Annotated in this window: 16 protein-coding genes; 9 read left to right on the top strand and 7 right to left on the bottom strand. The window is 36.6% G+C overall.

Translation table 11 applies throughout. The features are described 5' to 3' along the window. The first annotated feature begins 18 nt into the window (after window positions 1–18). Together PZE06_RS01250 and PZE06_RS01245 are read left to right on the top strand one after the other, a co-directional pair. Window positions 19–543 carry a cytochrome c3 family protein gene (locus PZE06_RS01250; protein WP_150913108.1) on the top strand — a complete coding sequence of 175 codons (525 nt, stop codon included), beginning with the start codon at window positions 19–21 and terminating at the stop codon, window positions 541–543. After that, on the top strand, window positions 536–1960 hold the full coding sequence (locus PZE06_RS01245; protein ID WP_150913110.1) for an ammonia-forming cytochrome c nitrite reductase subunit c552: 1425 nt from the start codon (window positions 536–538) through the stop codon (window positions 1958–1960). The genes PZE06_RS01250 and PZE06_RS01245 overlap by 8 nt, the downstream gene beginning before the upstream one ends. A 96-nt stretch (window positions 1961–2056) precedes the next feature. On the opposite strand, the gene PZE06_RS01240 is transcribed toward PZE06_RS01245, so the two are convergent. Continuing rightward, a complete protein-coding gene (locus PZE06_RS01240) occupies window positions 2057–4201 on the bottom strand; it encodes an ATP-dependent Clp protease ATP-binding subunit (RefSeq protein WP_150913112.1) in 2145 nt (714 codons plus the stop codon). 233 nt (window positions 4202–4434) lie between these two features. Here PZE06_RS01240 and PZE06_RS01235 point away from each other — a divergent pair, with 233 nt between their 5' ends. Next, a complete protein-coding gene (locus PZE06_RS01235) occupies window positions 4435–5490 on the top strand; it encodes a YkvI family membrane protein (protein WP_150913114.1) in 1056 nt (351 codons plus the stop codon). Window positions 5491–5932: 442 nt separating this feature from the next. Here PZE06_RS01235 and PZE06_RS01230 read toward each other — a convergent pair whose 3' ends face one another. The 3 genes from PZE06_RS01230 to PZE06_RS01220 form a co-directional block, all read right to left on the bottom strand. Continuing rightward, complete coding sequence (locus PZE06_RS01230; protein ID WP_191963115.1) at window positions 5933–6550, bottom strand: CPBP family intramembrane glutamic endopeptidase; 618 nt, start codon at window positions 6548–6550, stop codon at window positions 5933–5935. Window positions 6551–6871: 321 nt separating this feature from the next. After that, entirely contained in the window at window positions 6872–7060 is a 189-nt protein-coding gene (locus PZE06_RS01225; RefSeq protein ID WP_019153004.1) for a YkvS family protein, read from the bottom strand. Between the two features lie 268 nt (window positions 7061–7328). Continuing rightward, a complete protein-coding gene (locus tag PZE06_RS01220; RefSeq protein ID WP_150913116.1) occupies window positions 7329–7706 on the bottom strand; it encodes a PilZ domain-containing protein in 378 nt (125 codons plus the stop codon). 634 nt (window positions 7707–8340) lie between these two features. Between PZE06_RS01220 and PZE06_RS01215 the strand changes: the two genes are divergently transcribed. The 4 genes from PZE06_RS01215 to PZE06_RS01200 all read left to right on the top strand — a co-directional run bounded on the left by PZE06_RS01215 (window position 8341) and on the right by PZE06_RS01200 (window position 11752). Next, complete coding sequence (locus tag PZE06_RS01215) at window positions 8341–8607, top strand: phosphocarrier protein HPr (protein WP_095313529.1); 267 nt, start codon at window positions 8341–8343, stop codon at window positions 8605–8607. Next, window positions 8607–10331 carry a phosphoenolpyruvate--protein phosphotransferase gene (gene ptsP / locus PZE06_RS01210; RefSeq protein WP_150913118.1) on the top strand — a complete coding sequence of 575 codons (1725 nt, stop codon included), beginning with the start codon at window positions 8607–8609 and terminating at the stop codon, window positions 10329–10331. The genes PZE06_RS01215 and ptsP overlap by 1 nt, the downstream gene beginning before the upstream one ends. Before the next feature lie 179 nt (window positions 10332–10510). After that, window positions 10511–11386: an NAD(P)-dependent oxidoreductase gene (locus PZE06_RS01205; protein WP_150913120.1), complete on the top strand. Its 876-nt coding sequence runs from the start codon at window positions 10511–10513 to the stop codon at window positions 11384–11386. Between the two features lie 195 nt (window positions 11387–11581). Continuing rightward, the gene (locus tag PZE06_RS01200; protein WP_191963114.1) at window positions 11582–11752 is read left to right on the top strand and encodes a hypothetical protein; all 171 of its coding nucleotides are present in this window, start codon (window positions 11582–11584) and stop codon (window positions 11750–11752) included. 330 nt (window positions 11753–12082) lie between these two features. Here the strand turns inward: PZE06_RS01200 and PZE06_RS01195 are convergent, their stop codons facing one another. Both PZE06_RS01195 and PZE06_RS01190 read right to left on the bottom strand, forming a co-directional pair. Continuing rightward, window positions 12083–13234, bottom strand: a complete 1152-nt coding sequence (locus tag PZE06_RS01195) for an aminotransferase A (RefSeq protein ID WP_150913122.1) — start codon at window positions 13232–13234, stop codon at window positions 12083–12085. A 117-nt stretch (window positions 13235–13351) separates the two neighbouring features. Then, complete coding sequence (locus tag PZE06_RS01190) at window positions 13352–13555, bottom strand: hypothetical protein (RefSeq protein ID WP_095313520.1); 204 nt, start codon at window positions 13553–13555, stop codon at window positions 13352–13354. Window positions 13556–13782: 227 nt separating this feature from the next. Here PZE06_RS01190 and PZE06_RS01185 point away from each other — a divergent pair, with 227 nt between their 5' ends. Further along, window positions 13783–14688, top strand: coding sequence for a chemotaxis protein (locus PZE06_RS01185; protein WP_150913124.1), 906 nt, complete (start codon window positions 13783–13785; stop codon window positions 14686–14688). A gap of 438 nt (window positions 14689–15126) precedes the next feature. Here PZE06_RS01185 and PZE06_RS01180 read toward each other — a convergent pair whose 3' ends face one another. Further along, on the bottom strand, window positions 15127–15594 hold the full coding sequence (locus PZE06_RS01180; protein WP_150913126.1) for a YkyB family protein: 468 nt from the start codon (window positions 15592–15594) through the stop codon (window positions 15127–15129). 593 nt (window positions 15595–16187) lie between these two features. Here PZE06_RS01180 and PZE06_RS01175 point away from each other — a divergent pair. Continuing rightward, the gene (locus PZE06_RS01175; RefSeq protein WP_225310571.1) at window positions 16188–18314 is read left to right on the top strand and encodes an EAL domain-containing protein; all 2127 of its coding nucleotides are present in this window, start codon (window positions 16188–16190) and stop codon (window positions 18312–18314) included. Window positions 18315–18369: the final 55 nt, after the last annotated feature.

Raw genomic sequence — 18369 nt, 5'->3', positions numbered from 1 at the left:
TTGGAGGGAGGTGAGAAAATGTTAAAAAAGTTCCTGTCAATCGATAAAAAAATACTCTTGTTTATCGGGGTTTTCGTAGGAATCATTTTGTCTGTCGTTACAGTAAAAGGGTTAGCTTACACAGATTCACCTGAATTTTGTAGTAGCTGCCATATTATGACTCAAGTACATGATTCTTTTGCTGATTCTACTCATGCCGAATTAGCTTGTAGTGATTGCCATTTGCCCCATGACTCAGTTGTCAATAAATTAGCAAATAAGGCAAAATCAGGTGTAGGGCATGTTTATTACAACACATTAGGAGCGGATAAAATTCCTAAAGTGCTACACACAACAGAAAATTCGCAGGAGATCATAAACGAAAACTGTATAGGCTGTCATCAGCAGACGTTAAACAATGTTTCCCATGATGCAAAGGATAGCTGTACTAGTTGTCATGATGGCCTTCCGCATGGAAATGATTTCAAGACAGAAGATTATTTTAAACCAGCGAAACCAGGAGAACTTTTGGAGAACAAAGGAGGTACAATGAATAATGGCTAGGAAAATTCACTGGGCATATTTGCTCCTAGTCGCTATCATTTTGCTTGTTTCAGGCTGTTCAAGTTCAGATAAGACAGAGGCATCCGCTGATGCCAAAACCGGTTTGAGCAAAGATGAAATAAGCAATGAAGCGTTTAAAGATCTATTTCCGCTTCAGTATGATAGCTACATGAAAAATGAAGAAATGGAAGATACAAAATATAGTGGTTCTGTAAAGAGAAGTAAGTATGATCAAGATAAGGAACCGCTGCTTCCAATATTATTTAATGGTTATGGATTTGCAACAGAGTATAATGAAGACCGCGGCCACATTTATGCTAATGAAGATGTAAGAGAAATTGCACGTATTACTGATGCTTCAGTCGGTTCTTGCTTAACTTGTAAATCTACTGCTGTACCACATTTAATCGAAGAAATGGGTGATGATTATTGGGGTGGAAATTTCAATAATGACATTTGGCCAGCAGCAGAAGCAATGGGTCACTCACCAATCGGCTGTTCTGACTGTCATGATCCAGAAACAATGGATTTACGCATTACCCGTCCTAGCTTTATTAAGGCAATGGAATCACAAGGAGTAGACATGTCTAATCCAACAAAAAATGAAATGCGCAATTATGTTTGCGGTCAATGTCATGTTGAATACTATTTTGCTCCAGAAAATAGCGAGGTTACTTTCCCTTGGTCTGAAGGATTTAAAGCAGAGGATATGTATGAATACTATGAGACTGTTGCAAAAGATCGTGGGTTTAACCAGGATTGGATTCATAACATATCAGGGACACCGATTTTAAAGGCTCAGCATCCTGAGTTTGAAACCCATATGACTGGTCCTCATGGACAGGCCGATGTTACTTGTTCGGACTGTCATATGCCATATGAACGTGCTGACGGTAAAAAGAAAATTACTTCCCATTGGTGGACATCTCCTTTGAAGACGATGGAACAGTCTTGTGCAACCTGTCATAGTAATCGCGATTTAGATGAATTGGCAGATCGTGTAGAAGAAATTCAGGATAATCATATGAAAGCATTGCATGAAGCAGAGGATATATCTGTTAATGCCCATTATTACGTCAACAAAATGATTACTTCAGGAGTAAGTGAAGAGAAGATAAAAGAGGCACAGAACCATATCCGTAAAGGACAGTGGTACTGGGATTATGTTGCAGCCGAAAATGCTGCTGGGTTCCATAATCCACAAGGTGCAATGGATACACTGAAAATCTCCTCAGAAGAATCATTCAGAGCGATTAAAATAGCGACAGAGGAATTAGTGAAAAAAGGTGTAAGTATTGAAGAGCTAGATAAAGAGATAGAAAAAGTAAAAGAGGCTGTTAAGAATGAGCCAGATAACTTTAAGAAGAAGGATCATGCGACAAATGATTACTTCCCGGCTCAACAGCCTAAAAAATAAAAAAGCTTAAAAAAGAAAAACACTGTGCAATTAGTAATATGTACAGTGTTTTTCTTTATTTTGACAGGGATAACTTGTGCTGTCAACTGAATTCAATTATAAACGGTTGATGACAGGCTCCCCATCAATTAGTTCAGCGATGAAGTTTTGCGTTGAGGAATCATCGATGATTAGATCGGTGATTTTGTCCTCGAGTATTTCTTGGATGATTCTTCGTAAAGGTCGTGCACCAAATGTTGGATTGTATCCTTTTTCTACAAGATATTCCTTGGCTTCGTTTGTGACCTTAAGCGTCATATTTTGTTCTTTTAACATCGCATTTAGATCTTGCAGCATTAAATCAACTATTTTTAATAAATCATCCTTCTCTAGCGGTTTAAATTCAATAATGCTATCAAAGCGATTCAAAAACTCTGGCTTAAAAAAGCTTCCAAGAGAATCCAAGATGTTGAGCTCTTTCGCTGTATGATCCTGACCAAACCCAACTTTCACTTGTTTATGCCCGATACCAGCATTGCTTGTCATAATGATCACTGTATCTTTGAAACTGACGACTCTACCTTGACTGTCAGTAAGACGACCATCGTCAAGAATTTGTAGAAACATATGCTGAACGTCAGGGTGAGCTTTCTCGATTTCATCTAGTAGAATAATGCTATAAGGGTTTCTGCGGACTTTTTCAGTTAATTGACCCGCTTCTTCATGCCCTACATAGCCAGGAGGTGAGCCGATTAACTTCGATACACTATGCTTTTCCATATATTCACTCATATCCAAGCGGATCATCGCATCTTTAGAACCAAATAGCTCAAGTGCGAGCGTTTTGGACAGCTCTGTTTTCCCTACACCTGTTGGGCCAACGAAAAGGAAGGAGCCAATTGGTTTGTTCTTCGCTTTTAATCCTGCACGACTTCTTCTTATGGCCTTTGTAACTCTTTCAACAGCTTCTCCTTGACCAATCACTTTTTCTGCAAGCACTTTATGAAGATTTTTCATTTTGGTTTGCTCATCTACTTGAAGTTTTCCTACAGGAATTCCAGTTTTTTGCTCAATTAATGCTTGAATTTGTGCTAGATCGACAATCGGTCGCTTCTGATTGGGATTGGCACTAAGCATTTTTTCGAGCTTCATTTCCTCTTGGCGAAGTTTAGCTGCTGCTTCGTAATTTTCAGTTTCTAGCATCTTTTCTTTCTCTTTTGCAATTTCTGCAAGTCTTTTTTCTATTTTTTCTACAGAACTGTAGTCAGAGCTTAAGTTTAGCTTTGAGCCTGCTTCGTCCATCAAATCAATTGCTTTATCTGGAAGAAAGCGATCTTGAATGTAGCGTTGTGATAGTGTGACACATGCCTCAAGAGCTTCATCAGAGAAAGTAACTTCATGGAAGTTCTCATACTTTTCTCTTAATCCTTTCAAAATCTCAATTGCATGTTGTGCGCTAGGTTCATGCACTTGAACAGGTTGGAATCTACGCTCAAGTGCCGCGTCTTTTTCGATTTGACGATATTCCTTAAGGGTAGTTGCACCAACTAATTGTAATTCTCCCCGTGCTAAAGCTGGTTTCAATATATTTCCAGCATCTATCGAACCTTCAGCAGAGCCTGCACCAACAATTAGATGAATTTCATCAATAAAGAGAATAATATTTTTTCTCTGCTGTAGCTCTGCAATAACTTGCTTAATTCTCTCCTCAAATTGACCACGAATTCCTGTATTCGCAACTAAAGAAGCAACATCTAATAGGAATACTTCTTTATTTTTTAATTTATTGGGTACCTTTTCATCGGCAATTCGAACAGCTAAATCTTCAGCGATCGCGGTTTTTCCAACTCCAGGTTCCCCAATTAGGACAGGGTTATTTTTATTTCTTCTGTTTAAGATTTCTATTACACGATTAACTTCTTCATCACGGCCGATAACAGGGTCAATGAGCCCAGCTCGAGCCATTTGGGTGAGATTACGACCAAATTGATCAATAAAGCCCCCGGATCCTCGATGGCCGTGTGAAGATTGTATGTTCATCTGCTGCTGATTATTTACCTCTGAAAATTTCTTAAATAGATCTTCCATTGGTGTTTGATTGAAGGGAGAGAAACCTGACATGCTTGGACCAAAGGATGAAGTCAATTTTGCTTTCTCTACCTTGTAGCAATTTTGACAGAGGTGGAGCTGCTTCTCTACCCCATTTAAATTCATCGTTACATGTACTTGAGCATCAGTTTGCTGACAAATTTGACAAAGCATTTCACATTCCTCCTAATTATTTGACTTTGACTAACTTTGACCTTATGTCTTTATTATAATTTGACCTTTTTTGACTTTCAAGTATTTTGCATGAGAATCTAACCCATATGTATTGGAAATTTAACGTAAAAGGGGAAAAAATGTTCAATTTAGCATGCAATTTGTGCTCATTTTAAAATGCTCGTCATTGTTTGTCCTTCTTTTCATATATTGAAATGGAGGGAGGATATATTATGAAAACAAATTGGAAAGCTGCCTTCCAAATTGCAGCTGTTTACGTGGGAACTGTCGTTGGAGCTGGATTCGCAACAGGACGAGAAATCGTTGAGTTTTTTACGAGATTCGGCTTTATAGGGTTAATAGGAATATTAATTAGTGGTTATATTTTTATCTCTCAAGGCTCAAAACTGATGAGAATTTCTGCCAAGATCGGCGCTACCTCTTATCAGGAGTTTAACATTTTTTTATTCGGGAGAGTATTCGGTTCAATCATAAATGTCATTATGCTCATTATGCTCTTAGGAGTGTGTGCTGTTATGCTATCCGGAGCTGGAGCGGTATTTAGTGAGCAGCTTGGTTTATCGAGAAGCTTTGGGCTAATTTTAACATTATCTCTTTCCATCATCGTTATGATCGTCGGCATAAAAGGACTATTTGCAGCTAACACAATTGTAGTTCCGTTAATGATTAGTTTTAGCTTTATTTTAATGGTTATTTCGATGCAACTGCCAAATTTTTTTGACCAATTGTTATTCATTCCCTATGTAGATGACGGCTGGAAGTCAGTTGTTGCCCCATTTTCATATACTGCGTTGAACTTAGGGCTTGCTCAAGCAGTATTGGTTCCGGTTGCGGCAGAAATAAGGGATGAACAAACGGTAAAATGGGGAGGTATTATTGGTGGGGTTGCACTAACTCTCATTCTCTTATCAAGCCATTTCACATTGGTAATGCTACCTAACGTGGAAGCATTTGAAATTCCAATGGCAGTAGTCATGAAAAATTTAGCAGCAGGTTTGTACAGTTTGTATATATTAATTATTTATGGTGAAATATTTACTTCTGTAATCGGCAATGTTTTTGGTTTAGAAAGACAAATCAAAACTTTTATGCCTTTGCCAAGTTTAGCGATTGTAGGAGGTATACTTGCGATTGCCTTTCTAATTAGTCAAATTGAGTATGGTACGTTATTATCCTATTTGTATCCAGTTTTTGGCTATATTAGCATTATTTTCATCATTTTGCTCTGGCTGCAGCCACTTGATAAGATTGAAAAAAAATTTAACTAACTGTGGTTGAAAAGTCATCTGGTATAAAGAGAAGTGAGTAGGGATGGCTTCATTTGTTATTGTTAAATCGGGAATTCGGCTTAGGTGGTGTTCTCGCTTTAGAATTTCAAAATCCACTGGTAGAACTAGTTGGTAGTATCAGGATTATTCATGTACATAAGGTAATCTCCCTTTAGGTGTGTTGGTCGTGGTGAGCTAATGATACCAAAATGAAAGATTTTCATTTTTATTGAATGAAGTGGAAGGTGGCGACTTGTGTAGGAAAAGTGGGAAAATCGAGACTCTGGACCGAGAGGAGCAAGGGAAGAGGAGCGGCCCCAAAGTGGAGTGGAAATCATCTATTTTATAGTGCACATCAGAAAAGAGGGGTCCTAGAAGCTAAGCTTTTGGGACACCCTCATTTTTTTAAAACAGCTTTGTGAAATGGATTGTTCCATAAACTTTAATTTAATGGGTAGATGACAAACAAAAATAAATCAAAAATAAGATGAGAGACGATTACTAATGGTAGACTTTTTTTCCATGCGTATAAATATCCCCAAAAAATACCGCTAATAAGAGCAGCAAGGGGAAGAATAAATGAGCCTGAGTAAACATGTACGGATGCATACAGGATAGACGACATGAGTACAGCTGTTGTCACATTGGCATTCTTTTGAAGTCTTTTTTGAATGAAGCCTCTCCAAAATATCTCTTCACCTGGGATGATCACAAGCAGCAAAACGATATAATGCCAAAGAACAGTAGGAGAGAGACGACTGTATAACCTTGCAATTTCGTTCGTAAAGGGGAGCTGAAATAAATCGATTAGAAGACTCCCTAGTAAAAATATGACAAAAAGTATGACCCCTGATATACCTCCAAGAGATAAATATGTGAAGAGTGGAACTTTATCTTCAATTTCTTCATGTATAATTGAATAGCTAATAAGAAATAGCATTGTCGCAGTGAAAATATACCAAAATATATTCTTATCTTGGAAGGTGAAAAAGATCAACAGATGAGCAAGAAGAAAACCAATGATAAATCGATGATCTTTCGCCCAATTAGGTATGGCCATATGAAAACGCCCCTTTCTACTATCGGTCAAATGGCAGGAGTTGACTTGGCTGCAACCACTTAAGAACTATCTCTTTTCCATCGAAAATGGAAGAGAAGTAAATCTATTAGTTCATTATATAGGTTAGATAAAAGGAGGACAATTATTTGACTAAAACAAAAAAGAAAAAGAGAATAAGAACAAAGAACAGCAACCTTATATATAGATAAAATGTATTCCTTTAATAGAAGAGGTAAAGGTAAGAATCAGTCTAAACGGATTTCCCTTTTGTAGCATACAAAAACCCTATTGGAGAACCATTAGGGTTTTGTGCTGCACATATTACAAAATTGATTCCTTAATTACTTTATAGTTCTTATGGTTGACAACGGTTCTTTGTTCAAGTTCGAGGTCGCGGTAATTATCCATATAGGTTAAATCCACGATAACAGAGTTTTCGTTTACTTTTTCAACAACACCCTGAAGGCCATCGCGAAATTCTATAATATTCCCAACTTCTGCTTTTTTCATCTGTCCTCTCTCCTTTTTCTCCCAAAGTCGAATGATTATAAGTAACAGTTTGCACTAAATTCCATCATTCGTAAAGAAAAAGGTGTAAATATTTAGCGAATATCCACATTTTTAGTGAAATCGTAGAAAATCCGCAATTATTTTTATTTATGAAGATTTATCATTGAAAAATGTTTTTTGACCTAGTGCATGTGTAGACTTGCTTACATGGAGGCAAAGAGAAAATAAACCAAAATTGACTAACAATTTTAAGGCATTAACAGACCGTTTAGATATGATGAGTGCTGTTTTTCTTTGTAAACTCTTTTAATTCAGTTATAATCATGTCCTTTGTTTCCTCGTCATTCACACCTACAAGCCCATAGGAAAAGGAAGTAGCAGAAGTACGTTTTTTCCAAATTGGCTCGGCCATGATCGTAAGTGGTTGAGTGTTTAATACAAACGAAATCATCAATACGTTATTTTTTTCATTTATCGCTAGGTCTAAAGGAGAAGAGAGTCTCAAACCGTTAGGACTCAAATCTATAATCAAGGCAGAGCCTTCTTTTAAAGGGGCATTGAGCTGATTTGAGCGAATAATTTTGAATGTAGCCTCAACCGGACTCTCGAACATAAAACGAAAGGACTCATCTCTTTTAAAAAGCATGCAGAAGCGCTCCTTTTTCTATGGGCTTTAAGAAACAATATGGTTGAAAAAGATTTTTACTCAGCTTGTCGTTTCACAAGTCTTTATTGGTTTAATTAAAATGAGTAAAAATCATAACCTTTATATAACAAAGCCTTCCTATTAAATAAAGTTAAAAAGCATGGGAAATGAATAGTTGACTGCGCAGGAAAGTGATATTTTCGTACTTACAAACAACTATTTCATAAGTTCAAGATGGTAGCAAACAGATGCTCAACAATTTTACTGAGTAATTTGAAAAGATCTGAAATTTTCTGTCAGTATATGAGAATTTGCTATGGAAATGAATTATTGATTATGATACAGTTAATTGCTAAACAAAGCAATATGAAAAATGTCGAAAAATTTTGTGTAATTGTTCACAAATTTTTCACATAAGTTGATGCGATTTTTTTGTATAATACTCAAGTTTTTGTTATTCTTTCACTGAGTGCTTTTTTTGTCGAATTAGATAGAAAAGCTCCCTCGAGGTTACATGAAACATGTTTATTTGTAAAACAATAATGGAGGTAGGTATTCCTTTTATAAAAATGGTATTATATATTATAAAGTAAACATGTAACATTATTAAATTTGATAAGGGGTTTGATGAATTATGGTAGAAAAACAATTTAAAGTAATCGCTGAAACAGGAATCCATGCACGTCCAGCTACAGTATTAGTGCAAACTGCAAGTAAATTTGAAGCTGACATTCAACTTGAATATAAAGGTAAAAAAGTAAACTTGAAATCAATTATGGGTGTCATGTCTTTAGGAATTGGTCAAGGAGCTGAAATTACAATTTCTGCTGAAGGTGGAGATGAAGCCAATGCTCTTCAAAGCCTTGAAGAACTAATGAAAAAAGAAGGGTTAACTGCATAATGAGCTTTTTACAAGGTATTGCTGCATCAAGTGGAATTGCAATTGCGAAGGCTTATCGTTTAGTTGAGCCTGATTTATCTTTTGAAAAAAAGACGATTGAGAAGGTAGATTCAGAGGTTGAACGCTTTGAGGCAGCTATTTCTCAATCTAAAAGTGAATTAGAAACAATTCGCGATAACGCGAGAGAAAATCTAGGTGCTGATAAAGCGGCTATTTTTGAAGCTCACCTCCTTGTATTAAGCGATCCAGAATTATTAAATCCAATTAAGGATAAGGTGAAGTCTGATAAAGTAAATGCCGAATTTGCTCTAAAGGAAACAGCAGATATGTTCGTTTCCATGTTTGAATCCATGGATAATGAATATATGAGAGAAAGAGCTGCTGATATTCGTGACGTCACGAAACGAGTTCTTTCCCATTTACTTGGCGTGAAAATTGTCAATCCTAGTATGATTTCAGAAGAGGTTGTCGTTGTTGCCGAGGATTTAACTCCTTCAGATACAGCTCAGTTAAACCGTCAGTTTGTCAAAGGTTTTACAACTGATATTGGCGGGAGAACATCGCATTCAGCAATTATGGCCCGTTCTTTAGAAATTCCAGCAGTTGTTGGTACAAAAACAGCAACAAAGGATATTGAGAATGGTGATTTAGTTATTGTTGATGGTCTAAAGGGAGAGGTTCATATTAATCCTACCCCTGAGCTTGTTGAACAATATAAAAAAGCAACTGAAGACTTTGAAGCACAAAAGGCCGAGTGGGCAAAGCTAAAGAATGAACATACTTATTCAGCAGATGGGCATCAAGTGGAATTAGTTGCTAACATTGGAACGCCAAACGATCTCGAAGGTGTGAAGAATAACGGGGGAGAAGGCGTCGGCCTATATAGAACTGAATTTCTTTACATGGGAAGAGATGAGCTGCCAACAGAAGAAGAACAGTTTGAATCTTACAAGGCTGTTCTCGAAGGCTTAGAAGGGAAGCCAGTTGTTGTTCGTACGTTAGACATTGGTGGAGATAAAGAGCTTCCATATTTGAAATTGCCGAAAGAAATGAATCCTTTCCTTGGCTTCCGGGCGATTCGCTTATGCTTAGAAGAAAAAGAAATCTTTAGAACACAATTAAGAGCATTACTTCGAGCTAGTACATATGGAAATCTCAAAATAATGTTCCCGATGATTGCGACTTTAGATGAGTTCAGACAAGCGAAAGCAATGCTTGAGGAAGAAAAAGCAAACCTCCAAAGTGAAGGTATCGCGGTTTCAGACAAAATAGAAGTTGGAATTATGGTGGAAATTCCTTCAACAGCGGTTCTTGCAGATCAATTTGCAAAAGAAGTTGATTTCTTTAGCATTGGTACAAATGATCTAATTCAGTACACGATGGCTGCAGATCGTATGAATGAAAGAGTTTCATATCTTTACCAACCATATAATCCTTCTATTTTACGGTTAGTAAAAATGGTTATTGATGCTGCTCATAAAGAAGGAAAATGGACAGGCATGTGTGGGGAAATGGCCGGAGATGAAACAGCCATTCCACTACTATTAGGTCTTGGTTTAGATGAATTTTCCATGAGTGCAACTTCGATTTTAAAAGCACGCTCTCAGATCCGTTATTTAAACAAGACTGAGATGGAAAAATTAGCGGCAGAGGCATTACAGAAATCAACAACTGAAGAGGTTATTGAAATGGTGACGGCTGCTACAAGTAAGAAGCAGGTTTAATTGGATAAAAATAAGGGTATAGGTACCAAGGCACTTGGTAAACCTATTTTCTCCCTTTTTAAGGTCGACTGGTTTTTCCGGTCGGCTTTTTTTCATCTAAAGTCTCCTCTGTCTTGATAATAAATGATAGAATAATGACATAAATTTCGAAAATGCTGAAAAATGAGAGGGGAATATGCATGTTAAAGAAGGAGCAAACAGTCATCGGCTTTATAGGCTTAGGAGTGATGGGGAAAAGTATGGCCGCGAATCTCTTAAAAGCAGGTTATCCTGTTGTCGTTTTTACAAGGACAAAAGCAAAGGCACAAAGCGTTCTTGAAGAAGGAGCAATGTGGGGGAATTCAAGTAAAGAGGTTGCTGAAAAAGCTAATGTGATTATCACGATTGTCGGTTATCCTTCAGATGTCAGAGAAGTATATTTAGGTGAGCATGGTTTAATTCCAAATGGGAATCACGATACTTATGTAATTGACATGACAACTTCCACACCTAGTCTTGCTGTTGAAATATATGAGGAAGCTAAACGGAAGGGAATACATGCACTTGATGCCCCTGTATCAGGCGGCGATATCGGTGCAAGGGAAGGTAAACTCTCAATCATGGTTGGAGGGGAAAAGGAAGATTTTGAAGCAGTGTTGCCGATTTTGAATGTATTAGGAACAAATATTGTTTATCAAGGAAAGGCAGGTGCTGGACAGCATACAAAAATGTGTAATCAAATTGCCATTGCGTCAGGAATGATAGGGGTTAGTGAAGCGATGGCTTATGCAGTCAAATCCGGACTTGAGCCAGAAAACGTTTTAAAAAGCATTTCCTCTGGAGCTGCTGGAAGCTGGTCACTCTCTAATTTAGCACCGAAAATGATTGAAGGGAACTTTGAACCTGGTTTCTTTATTAAACATATTATAAAGGATATGTCTATTGCTCTTAAAGAAGCAGAAAGTATGGGAATGGAAGCACCAGGTTTAGCATTAGCGTTGTCATTATATAAAGAGCTGGCTGAGCAAGGGGAGGAAAATAGCGGCACACAAGCGTTATATAAATATTGGCAATGATTGTTTAATAATTAGTTTTGTAAACGACGGTTGTTGCTCAAATATTTTTGACTCATTTCGTGTGAAGCCTTGGTATCATATGTCATTCGTCATGCTAAAATGCCAATAATTAAGCCGTTATTAAAAAAGCACATAGAATTCCTCATTTGCCACAAAATATTAGTGCGCAAAACATCAAATGAGGAGGTGCAATATATGGCAAAAAAGAGCAGCAAAAAGGGTGCTAAGCAAAAAAATAAACAAGGCTTTGATTCTGCCGTATTAAATGAAGAATTTTCTCATGAAATGGGAAGTGCAGATAGTAATCAAAAAGCTAAAGATAAAGCGAAGAAGAAAAAAGCTGGGAAGAATAATGGAGCTTATTAAGGCTAATCCATGCCAGGTTTATATACATTGTTAAGGCTGCTGTCTCGACTTGGCGTAATGTTGCTTGCATAAAAAAAGCATGAAGCTGTGTCAAAAAGTCGTTAGAAACGACTTTTTGATATCAGTTTTTTATTTTGTGTAAGTTATTACGTATTTTTAGTTATTATGATGGATAAAAGGGGGATTTACTTTTTCCTTTATACCCTACGTCTTTTTCTGATTGTTTATCTTTTCAATTTCTTTAAAAAAGAGGTGCCCCTAAAAGCTCAGCTTTTGGGACACCAAGATGCTTTTCGGCTTGGAACGTTTCAGCCAAGTATTGCTCATATTTTAGATGGAGGTCAGGAAAAATTGTTCCATGCGATCCATCGCTTTTTTTATGGTTTCCATTGAATAGGCGAAAGATAACCGCACATACCCTTCTCCTAGAGGAGAAAATGCACTGCCCGGAACAACAGCTACTCGAGCTTGCTCAACGAGTGTGAGGGCAAATTCGAAGGAATTTTTGTATTGGGAGGGCAGTTTAACAAAGAAATAAAAAGCGCCGTCAGGCTTTACGACATTAAGGTTCATCTTCTTAAGACGCATATACATATAATCTCTTCTTTTTAAGTATTCCTCTTTCATTTCGTGTGCATCGTTCTTTCCATTTGTTAGCGCTTCAAGGGCAGCATGTTGCGAGATTGAAGTTGCGCAGGAGACGTTGTATTGATGAACCTTCAAAATATGTTTTGCAATGACATCGGGGGCAAAGATAAAGCCCACTCTCCAACCTGTCATCGAATGGGATTTCGATAAGCCATTGATGATGATTGCTTTTTCCTTAAGTATAGTTCCAATTGAAAAGTGATCCCGTTCATAGACGAGTTCACTGTAAATTTCATCAGCGACAATAAAAATATCTTTTTCTTTTACTAGCGCAGCGATTTCGGTTAGCTCTTCCTTTGTTAAGCTTGCTCCAGTTGGATTCGAAGGGTAAGGAAGAACAATACAGCGAGTTTTATCCGTTATGTAGTTTGCGATTATCTCTGCAGTTAATCGAAATTGATTTGTCGTTGTATCTGCGTATACTGGCTTTGCACCGCATAATCGTATGATTGGCTCGTATCCAGGATAAACTGGACCAGGTAAGATTACTTCGGACTCCTCAGTTAGTATAGTTCTGAAGGTAATATCGATGGCCTCACTTGCACCAACAGTAGTAATAATTTCTGTTTCTGGATTATAGTGAAGCTGATATTTTTCTTTGACAAATTGTGCTGCTGCATGTCTAAGTTCTAACGTTCCTGCATTATGTGTGTAGGAAGTAAAGTTTTCCTCAATTGCTTTAATTCCCGCTGCTTTGACGTGAAAGGGTGTCGGAAAATCCGGTTGCCCGATCGTGAGGGAAATCATATCCTCCGTGCCAGCAACTAAATTAAAAAATTTCCGAATTCCTGAGATTTCTATATTTTTAACTTTGTCATTAATTAAATGCTCCAATAACCTCAACCTCCATTTATGGATCTATTTTAGCAAAGTGAAGTTGATTATGAAATATCATTCATTGCTAGAAACAATAAAAAATCCCTCTGCGATAAGCAGAGGGAGCACTAATAATTAATATCCATAATCCCAATCAATTTCGTCTTCGTGCCAAAATACTGGTGACACAGCTCCGAAATTAACAACCTTGTTATCATATTTACAGGTACATTGATCGCATCCACATTGTTTTTGGATTTCATTAAATACAGAGTGATCGATATTCTCAATAATTGTAAGAGTCTGGTCTTTCTTATACAGAATGGCTGTTCCCTTCATTAGCAATTGCACCTCTTTTAATCCTAACGTATTTGTTCAACTGAATTGTATTCCTCTAGGGCTAAAAAGTCTAGATGATTGTTATAAAGTTCACATAATGCTCAATAATGATGAAGAGGAGGTAAATTTTTTATCATGAAAATGAAAAATGGAATTAGTTCTGTCACCTATTCATGGTATATTAGTAAGTATATATGTTACTTAAGAAATAGGAAGGAAGAACTGGGATGGAAATGAACAAAGGAATATTATTAGAGAGCGGTACAAATGAGTTAGAAATGGTTGAATTTAGCATCGGTCAAAATAAATTCGGAATTAATGTAATAAAAGTAAAAGAAATTATTAATCCTGTTGCGATAACGCAAATTCCCCATGCTCACCAAAATGTCGAAGGGATTATTGAATTAAGGGGAGAAGTTTTACCAGTTGTTAATGTAGCGGCAGCTCTAGGCTTCCCACCATCAGCTACCCCTGAGCTCGATAAATTTATTGTTGCAGAGTTTAATAAACAAAAGGTAGTGTTCCATGTACATAGTGTGACTCAAATTCATCGTATTTCATGGGATCAAATTGAAAAACCGTCTGACATGTATCAGGGGGCAGATAGCCAAGTAATCGGTGTTGTAAAAATTAATAATGAAATGGTGTTATTGCTAGATTTTGAAAAGATTGTTGTGGAAATTAACCCTGATTCAGGTATTAATGTTGGACAAATTAAGAAGTTAGGAAAAAGAGAGCGGTCATCGAAAAAATTGGTTGTCGCGGAGGATTCCCCATTATTGCGTAAACTTCTTAGCGACACTCTCGGTGAAGCAGGTTATGAACAAGTTGATTTTTTTGAAAATGGCCGTGATGCGTTAAATTATTTAGAATCTGTCTTAGAGTCTGGCAAAGATGTCGCAGATGTTGTGCAATTAGTTATTACAGATATTGAAATGCCACAGATGGATGGTCACCATTTGACCAAAAGAATTAAGGAAGATTCACAACTTGCAAAGCTTCCAGTAATCATCTTTTCTTCCCTAATTACCGATGATTTACGCCACAAAGGTCAAATGGTAGGAGCTGATGGGCAAGTTAGTAAACCAGAGATAGCTGAATTAGTCTTATTGATTGATGAATTTATCTTATAAGTGAGCGGATTTTGCGCTCTTTCATCCATGTATAAATGAGGTCATTGGCTGCCTCAGAACTTAGTAGAGAAGATTCGCCGATAAAAGAGCATGCTTAAAAACGGGATGCGAACTTGATAAACGAAAGCTATACCTACCCCCTAATTTGTTAAAAGTAAAAATTTAACGAGTTAGGGGTGTTTTTATCATATGTAAATGTTGTGCTAAAAATTGTTTGATCAGCATCATTATTTAACAAAGTCTTGTTGCTGAAGGTGAACTCTGAAATTAAGTTTAAGCGGGAAACTTAAACAACTTTTATGTATCCTTTGGAAAATAGAAAAGACATTGTGAGAAGTGATTCTCCCAATGTCTTTGTCAATGCTTTTAATCGAACGTAAAATGGGCTTAGTTAAATTCTACGCTTACCATTTTTGTGAAATTGCTTTGGCTCTCGAATTAAAAATAATTTTCTCCGAGTCTTTTAAATACAGGTTTCTCATAGCGTTTTTTATTGTTATTAGACTGTGTTTTTTCTTCTTTTAGTCCAGTATATAGTGAAAGTAATTTTTTCGCTTCATACAATGAAAGATGCGCTTTAGGGTTGCGAACATTTTTATCTAGTTTTCCTAAATGAGGTAAATACGTAAAATCGCTCTTTGAAGGGGGCAAGTGGAAAGAATATTTGCCACAGACAACTAATACATCTGATTGTTGTTGACTATATTTAGGATTATTTGAAAAATGAAGACCAACTTTTTTGGCTTTCCCTTCTTTTAGTAATTTTTTTAAGGCATCATGCTTTAACTTATAAAGAAATTTGGGGTTTGGAGCCGTTTTTGCATGACGATTAACCGTGAAGATTGCTTGTGAGAGGTTTTCTATCGTTGGGTCCAATTGAGGAGAGTGATTCCTATCCCGATTCAAAATGCTTGCTCCTTTCAAAATGAAATTTCCTTCTTCTCATAGTATACCCTTTTTTTGATAAAAAAGGAAATGGTGATTGATAATATCTTGAATAAATGGTAACGATAAGGAAAGGTGTTACTAAACATATCTTGCAAAAAAAGTTGAAAATAATAATCTAATTAAAAAATTTGAAGATTTGTGAAATAAAATCATTCAGCTAAAAACGAATATTAACATTAAAAAGATAATTATATTTCGTCAATATATCGAAAAAAAATAGAAAATGATTGGAAATGTTCGTTTTCTAGGAGAACATCCACATTATGAAATTGATTGAACTATTTAAGCAATGCTATAATATATTATACTAATGCATTAATTCATTTAAACGAATAGATAGATACGATAAGGTTTTTTACTTGATGAGGAGTATTCTGCAAACATTGTTTTTTGGAATTTATTTGTCTACAAAACTAATTTCTTCCTGCTTAAAGGAAGATGAAACGTTGTTGTACTCAGTCTGAGTGGTGGCAGCCCAGAAGAACTTCAAAAAGCGGTGTCTGGCAAAGTGATAATCAAGGAAAAAGCCTTCTCAATGGAATGAGGTTGGTATGGTGGGGCCACTGAGAAGCAATGCAAAGGGAAATGAGAAGCTAATATCAGATGATAGTACAGTTGAATCGATCATTTACAATTTAATTTTCAATTATGTAAAGCATATGGTTTTTGTCATGAAGGTAGAAGAAGGTCCTCGATTTCAATACTTATTTGTTAATGAGATGGGGCTGATTTATGCGGGGATATCAGAAGAAGCGATTGGGAAATCGATGGAGGATGTTCTGCCGTATGAACGTTACTTAGAAATCAAAAAGGCTTACGATCGTGTTGTCTTATTAAATGATTCGGTTACTTATTCGGACCAAATCATGTTTCCAAATGGAAGCATGGGCTATACAGAATCCTTATTAACCCCTGTTAGAGATGAACATAATAAAATAAAATATATTGTTGCTGTGACAAGGGATATTACAGAATTGGTCGAAGAACGAAATCGACTAATTCATGCAGAGCAAAAATACCGATCGATCGTTGATCATACATTAGATGGTGTTTTTACCATATCATTAGAAGGCAAGATTTTAGAAGTAAATCCTTCTGGGCAACTATTGTTAGGGTATGCTGAAAAACAGATGACACAACGTTCTTTTTTTGATTTAATTCCTGATGCAGAGGTGCAAAAATTCATCGGGTTATTTCAACAAACAGTCGAAACAGGCGTTGCCTTGGAGTCACTTGATTGTCGCTTAATTCATTCAAAAGGATACAGCATAACCACTCACATTAAGACAATTCCGATTGTCATCAATTCGAAAATTGAAGGGGTTTATGTCATCACAAGAGATATTTCTGAACAAGCGAAAAATGCTGAAACAATTAAGTATATGGCTTTCCATGACCACCTCACAGGTCTTTATAATCGTCGAGCTTTGTTAAATGATCTGGAGCAATTGATTAAGGCAAATAAAAACAGAGGCACGTTTGCGCTCCTTTCAATCGATTTGGATCGCTTTAAATATTTGAATGATACACTAGGACATCTAGCCGGTGATCAAGTTTTGATCCAGGTTGCCGAGCGATTAAGTGTATTTAACAAAGACAATATTAAGGTTTATCGACAGGGTGGAGATGAGTTCAGCATCCTTTTTGAGGGTTCAAGGAAAGAAATTACATTGTTAGCTCAAAAAATTCTTTCACTTTTTACTAAATCCTTTTATCTCCATTATCAAGAATATTTTATCTCACCAAGTATTGGTATTAGCATATATCCGCATGATGGAAAGAATGCCGAGACAATCATAAAAAATGCCGACGAGGCGCTGTTTCGTGTCAAAGAGAGGGGCAAAGCGCATTTCCAATTTTATCGAACAGAAATGAATTCTGTAGGTGCCCATATTGTTTCATTAGAAACTCATTTAAGAAAAGCTCTTGCCAAAGATGAATTTATGTTGTTTTATCAGCCCCAGGTGAATTTAGCTACTGGGAAGGTCAAGAGCTTTGAAGCATTAATACGCTGGAATAGCAAGGAGTTAGGGCTGATTTCACCAGCAGATTTTATTCCTTTGGCTGAAGATACAGGTTTAATTATTCCGATCGGTAACTGGGTGATCGACACTGCATGCAAGCAAATTAAGAAATGGTCTGAATTGGGCAAAAAAGGAATAAAAATTGCCATCAATATATCGCCAAAACAGTTTTTACAACCAAAGCTTGTCGAGACGATTAAAGAATCGATCCGGAAATATAAGATCGAACCGTCACTGTTAGAAATTGAAATAACGGAAGGTGCGATGCAAGATACAGCTGAAACTTCACCTATTCTTAATAGTTTAAAAGAACTGGGGGTAACCATCTCCATTGACGACTTCGGAACCGGTTACTCATCATTAAATTACATTAAGCAATTCCCTATTGATGTTTTAAAAATTGATCAGTCATTTGTTCGAGATGTTATTAATAATGAGAAGGATGCAGCAATTACCACAACGATCATCCATCTAGCCAATAGTCTTGGTATAGAAGTAGTGGCTGAAGGTATTGAAGATAAGGAACAAGCTGAGTTTCTGATGAGAGCGAATTGCCATAAAGGTCAAGGATACTTGTTCTCCAGACCGATCAGTGCAAAAGATGTTGAATTCAAAATCTTTAACAACGGTAATGAGGAAATGGTTATTTTTTAAGAAGGCTCTGTTATATTTTGGTGTTGATTTTGGGCCCATTTCACATGAAATGGGC

Origin of the sequence: Robertmurraya sp. DFI.2.37, from assembly GCF_029211245.1 — a bacterium.
Classification (GTDB): domain Bacteria; phylum Bacillota; class Bacilli; order Bacillales; family Cytobacillaceae; genus Robertmurraya; species Robertmurraya methanolica_A.
Note: the sequence above shows the minus strand (reverse complement) of the source record. Positions and strands in the feature narration are given on the sequence as shown.